This is a genomic window from Paenibacillus sp. N119s, from assembly GCF_059447605.1.
Genome location: NZ_JCAJRU010000319.1, coordinates 1 through 4,632, shown reverse-complemented (window position 1 = coordinate 4,632; position 4,632 = coordinate 1). Strand labels below are relative to the sequence as shown.

At 46.7% G+C, this 4,632-nt stretch carries 5 protein-coding genes and 1 tRNA gene; 4 read left to right on the top strand and 2 right to left on the bottom strand.

All coding sequences use genetic code 11. The annotated features are described in order from the left end of the window. Together nirB and nirD are read left to right on the top strand one after the other, a co-directional pair. Positions 1-2,024, top strand: a 2,024-nt coding sequence (gene nirB, locus AC5V8P_RS23660; RefSeq protein ID WP_495473924.1) for a nitrite reductase large subunit NirB, incomplete at its 5' end; no start/stop codon positions are given. 13 nt (positions 2,025-2,037) lie between these two features. Further along, entirely contained in the window at positions 2,038-2,367 is a 330-nt protein-coding gene (nirD, locus tag AC5V8P_RS23655; RefSeq protein WP_064796283.1) for a nitrite reductase small subunit NirD, read from the top strand. Between the two features lie 276 nt (positions 2,368-2,643). On the opposite strand, the gene AC5V8P_RS23650 is transcribed toward nirD, so the two are convergent. Next, a tRNA-Val gene (locus tag AC5V8P_RS23650) sits at positions 2,644-2,715 on the bottom strand. A gap of 141 nt (positions 2,716-2,856) precedes the next feature. Here AC5V8P_RS23650 and AC5V8P_RS23645 point away from each other — a divergent pair. Together AC5V8P_RS23645 and AC5V8P_RS23640 are read left to right on the top strand one after the other, a co-directional pair. Beyond that, positions 2,857-3,300: a GNAT family N-acetyltransferase gene (locus AC5V8P_RS23645; protein ID WP_025675812.1), complete on the top strand. Its 444-nt coding sequence runs from the start codon at positions 2,857-2,859 to the stop codon at positions 3,298-3,300. 85 nt (positions 3,301-3,385) lie between these two features. Next, on the top strand, positions 3,386-3,622 hold the full coding sequence (locus AC5V8P_RS23640) for a DUF3892 domain-containing protein (protein WP_063213667.1): 237 nt from the start codon (positions 3,386-3,388) through the stop codon (positions 3,620-3,622). A gap of 128 nt (positions 3,623-3,750) precedes the next feature. On the opposite strand, the gene AC5V8P_RS23635 is transcribed toward AC5V8P_RS23640, so the two are convergent. Next, positions 3,751-4,509, bottom strand: coding sequence for an MBL fold metallo-hydrolase (locus AC5V8P_RS23635; RefSeq protein WP_064796284.1), 759 nt, complete (start codon positions 4,507-4,509; stop codon positions 3,751-3,753). Positions 4,510-4,632: the final 123 nt, after the last annotated feature.

Genomic DNA, 4,632 nt, shown 5'->3' with positions numbered 1-4,632 from the left:
AGACGATGATGGAGACGGCGAAGACGCACAAAAAAGCAGCCGTCATCGGCGGTGGATTGCTTGGACTAGAGGCAGCCCGCGGACTGCTCAATTTGGGGATGGATGTTACCGTGATTCATATTAACGACTATATTATGGATCGGCAGCTGGATGAGGCCGCTTCCCTTATGCTACGACGTGAGCTGGAGGAACAGGGAATGACTTTTCTGGTCAATAAGCGAACGACAGCTATTACAGGGCGTCGCCGCGTAGAAGGATTGAAGTTTGCTGATGGCAGCGAACTGGAGGCGGATCTGATCGTTATGGCGGTAGGCATCAAACCAGATATTGAACTGGCGCTGTCGGCGGGAATCCCCGTAAACCGCGGCATCATCGTAAATGATCACATGGAAACGAATATCCCTGGCATATATGCCGTTGGAGAATGTGCAGAACACCGGGGAATCACATATGGTCTGGTTGCCCCATTATATGAGCAGGGGGGTGTACTGGCCCAGCGGCTCGCAGGAATAGAGACTCCCGGTTACAGTGGTTCCATTACCTCGACAAGATTGAAAGTATCGGGTGTCGATGTGTTTTCAGCAGGAAATTACAAGGATGAGCCAGAAACACGATCCCTGCGCTATCAGGATGATATTGGTGGCGTCTACAAAAAAATCGTCGTCAAGCAAGAAAAACTGATCGGAGCCGTCCTGTTTGGAGATACGTCTGACGGTGCCAAGTTGTTTTCTCTAATCAAAAGTGGCGAGTCGGTGGTTGGTCGAGAGAAAGAGTTGTTACTGGGCTTCAGCCCTGATCAAGCAGAAGGTAATAGCGTCATGACGCTGGAGCAGATGCCTGAAGACGAAATTGTATGCGGATGTAACGGTGTTTCCAAGCGTGACATCAGAGAAGCGATTGCGGCTGGGTGTGGGGGTCTCGGGGAGATTAAGGCCTGCACGAAGGCATCAGCATCATGCGGCGGCTGCAAGCCAGTAGTGGAGGGGATCTTACAGCTGTACGCAGGCGTAGAAACCGGAGAAGCGATGAAAGAGGGGATATGTGGTTGTACGACTCTTGATCGGGAAGCAATTATTAATGCTATCCGGGACATGGGGTTGAAGAGCGTCAAAGAAGTGATGAATGTGCTGGACTGGAACGAACCTGAAGGATGCACCAAATGCCGTCCAGCCCTCAATTATTATCTGGGTATGCTGTGGCCACTGGATTATGAGGATGAAAAGGAATCCAGATTCACAAATGAAAGGTACCATGCTAATATCCAGAAAGATGGTACCTACTCTGTAGTGCCCCGCATTTATGGAGGAGTTACGTCACCTGCCGACCTGAAGAAGATTGCTGCTGTCGCGGAGAAATACAACGTGCCTCTGGTTAAATTTACGGGTGGCCAACGCCTTGATCTGCTTGGTGTAAAAAAGGAAGATTTACCGGGAATTTGGTCTGAGCTAGATATGCCGTCGGGGTATGCATATGGAAAGACGCTGCGAACAGTCAAGACGTGTGTGGGTAACACTTTTTGTCGCTTCGGTACTCAGGATGCTATGGGCATGGGGATCCGGTTGGAAAAGGCATTTGAACGTCTGAATGCGCCATCCAAAGTCAAACTGGCTGTGTCAGGCTGTCCGCGCAACTGCGCAGAAGCGACGATCAAGGATTTGGGTGTTGTCGCTATTGACGGTGGCTGGGGGATCTACATTGGAGGTAACGGCGGTATTAAGGTGCGCGCAGCAGAACTGCTTTGTACCGTTAAAACGGAAGATGAAGTGATGGAATGGACTGGCGCCTATCTGCAATATTACCGTGAGCAGGCGAATTGGAACGAGCGTACAGCTCATTGGGTGGAACGTGTAGGCGTGGACTCGATCAAACAGGTACTAGCAGATGCGGAGACAAGGGAGCAACTGGTAACCAGAATTGAGGAGACGTTGAGCACAACGACTGATCCGTGGCACGAAATCATTCATAACGAAGAGCTACGCAAAAATTTTGTACAGCTGCCGGAGCTTAAGGCAGTAACGGAATAGGGGGCGGACGTAAATGGAGACCAATACGACAACTAATAGAATCAGGATAGCAGATCTGAACGAAATTGACCGACGTGGAGCAAGGACCGTTCGCATTCATAACACAGAGATAGCCTTGTTCCGTCTTAGTGACGGCAGCGTGCGTGCACTTGAGAACCGTTGTCCGCACAAAGGGGGACGGCTGTCCGAAGGAATGATATGTGGATCGGTGGTCCATTGTCCGCTTCATGACTGGAAAGTCGACCTGCCTACCGGCCAGGTGCGAGAGCCGGATACTGGATGTGTGACCACTTACCCGACGGAGATTGACAGTGAGAGTGGAGCTGTTTTTATTGTAATCTAGGGCATCAGGTTTATTGTGCTAGAGGCTGGGCTTAGTTTCCTTCTACTATATAATAGAAGAGATACGTATTGCCTAACAATTCTTTAGAATTCAATCTTAGTGAAAAAAAGAAATTGCTGCTTAAGTGTAGCGGTAGAGTATATAAGAAAGTCAACCTTATTTCCGGTTGGCTTTTTTGTCGCTTAAATCTTAAACAGACCAGTTTCTCTTTTCAGCACAATTCGCTTTATCTCTAGATAAACAAAAAAAGCCTTGAATATCAAGGCTTTTGACGAATAGGACGGATGGGGATCGAACCCATGACCCTTACCCTGTCAAGATAATGCTCTCCCGCTGAGCTACCGTCCTGTAGTTACTAGATAATATCATGTATTAACCATATATGTAAAGTGCAAAAATAGAAATCAGCCTGTACTTCATGACTATTTATATATATAATTCAAATTTAGCGAGTTTACAATTTGCATTTATTGATAGGAGGAACAGACGATGGCCGCAGAAATTATAACTGTAACAACAGAAGAGCAACTACAGAAGGCAATATTGATCCGTACCAAAGTGTTTGTCGAAGAGCAGAAGGTTCCTCTGGATCTTGAAATTGATCATTATGACAAGCTGGGAGATACCGCCCATCATTTGCTAATTTGTGAACATGGCGAAATGGTGGCTACGGGTCGATTAACATATTACGATGAAGATACAGCTAAAATGCAACGTATTGCCGTTCTCAAGGAGCATCGTGCGGCAGGTTATGGACGTGTGCTACTGCTAGCACTGGAGGAACGTGCACGTGAACTTGGGCTGAGATACTCGTTGTTAGATGCCCAATGTCAAGCTGAGAAGTTTTACGAAAAGCTTGGCTATGAAACGATCTCCGATGAACCTTTTGACGATGCAGGAATACCGCACGTGCGTATGCGTAAAAAGTTGTAGTCAAGCACAGGGTGCATACAAAGCTGTACAATGCGCATGCTAGTAGAAGTTCCTCCACTATACTATGGATAAGGAGCGATGCAGCATGGCGAATACAGAACGAGAACACATTACAGCAGTGCGTAAAAATGGGGATGGCGATCTTACGTCGTTTCAGACATCTACTGGACGAATTTTGGATTATAGCCAAGCGTTGAACGAGATTGAGGCAGGCTCAATTGCAGGCGTCAACGTATTCAAGGCCAAAGATGGAAGCAAACGAATCCGAGGGGATGCCGATGGAGATCCTTCTAATAACCTGGATCAACTGCCGATGTTCTGACTTTGACGCTCAATCTTAACGTGCCAAGCTTATCATTTATTCAAAGAAATGCAGCAAGCCGCCAGGCTATCCTTTGTAGGAAAGTCAGGCGGCTTTTTTAATTGTTCAAGTTCTTCTCTTTACCTCGGTTACTCTGCACGTTCCAATTCCGTTAGTGGATATACTCGCTGCTGCTCCAGAAAGGACATCATTCCTGCCTTATCCCTGAATTGTTCCATATCATCACTATAATGCATCAGATGAATTTGCTCTTGAAGAGATTTTGGCAAGCTTAGCAGCTCATCTAACGTGGTATGGACTTCTCCAGCACCTAGTAATTGAACCTCATGTAAAATGCTGCGGCATCCCCGTTCATGCACCAAATGATGAAGTAGCTCGGGTTCAAAAACCATGTCTGCACTATAAAAAAGACGTTCGTTAATGAACAAGGAGTAACTATGTTTACCGGGAATATGCCGGGTAGGAATTAGCTCTACCTGGATACCAGGTACTAATGTGGTGGGTACGCCAGGCGTAATGACATTTACCTCGAATACATCCTCAAGCTTGTCAATCATACCCTGCTGGGACATGCCGCCCTTGAGCGTATGCTCCCATAAAGGGTGGATTAATGGTTCGGCGATATAGAGCCGAGGTTTGCGACGATGAAGGATATTCATTTGAAAACCGAATTCTTCTAATCCTCCGACATGATCTGCGTGAATATGTGTGATTAAAATAGCATCAATATCAGGCAAAGGGACACCCATCTGGTGTAATGCTAGAGATGCGGTTGTACCGCAATCGATCAGCAGCTTGCCTTCACCGCTATTCAGCAGTGCGTTGTTGTTGTAATAATGCTTGGCAAAAGCGCTGCCTGTACCAAGCATTTGTATCGTTAGACCCATTATGGTTTCACCCTCCAGACGATGTGTTATAAGACATCCTACAAATCGTATTTTAACATCTAGTCTACGGGAACTAAAGATTTGGCCCCTTATGTAAAAACTTTGGACAATTTGTGAAGCACA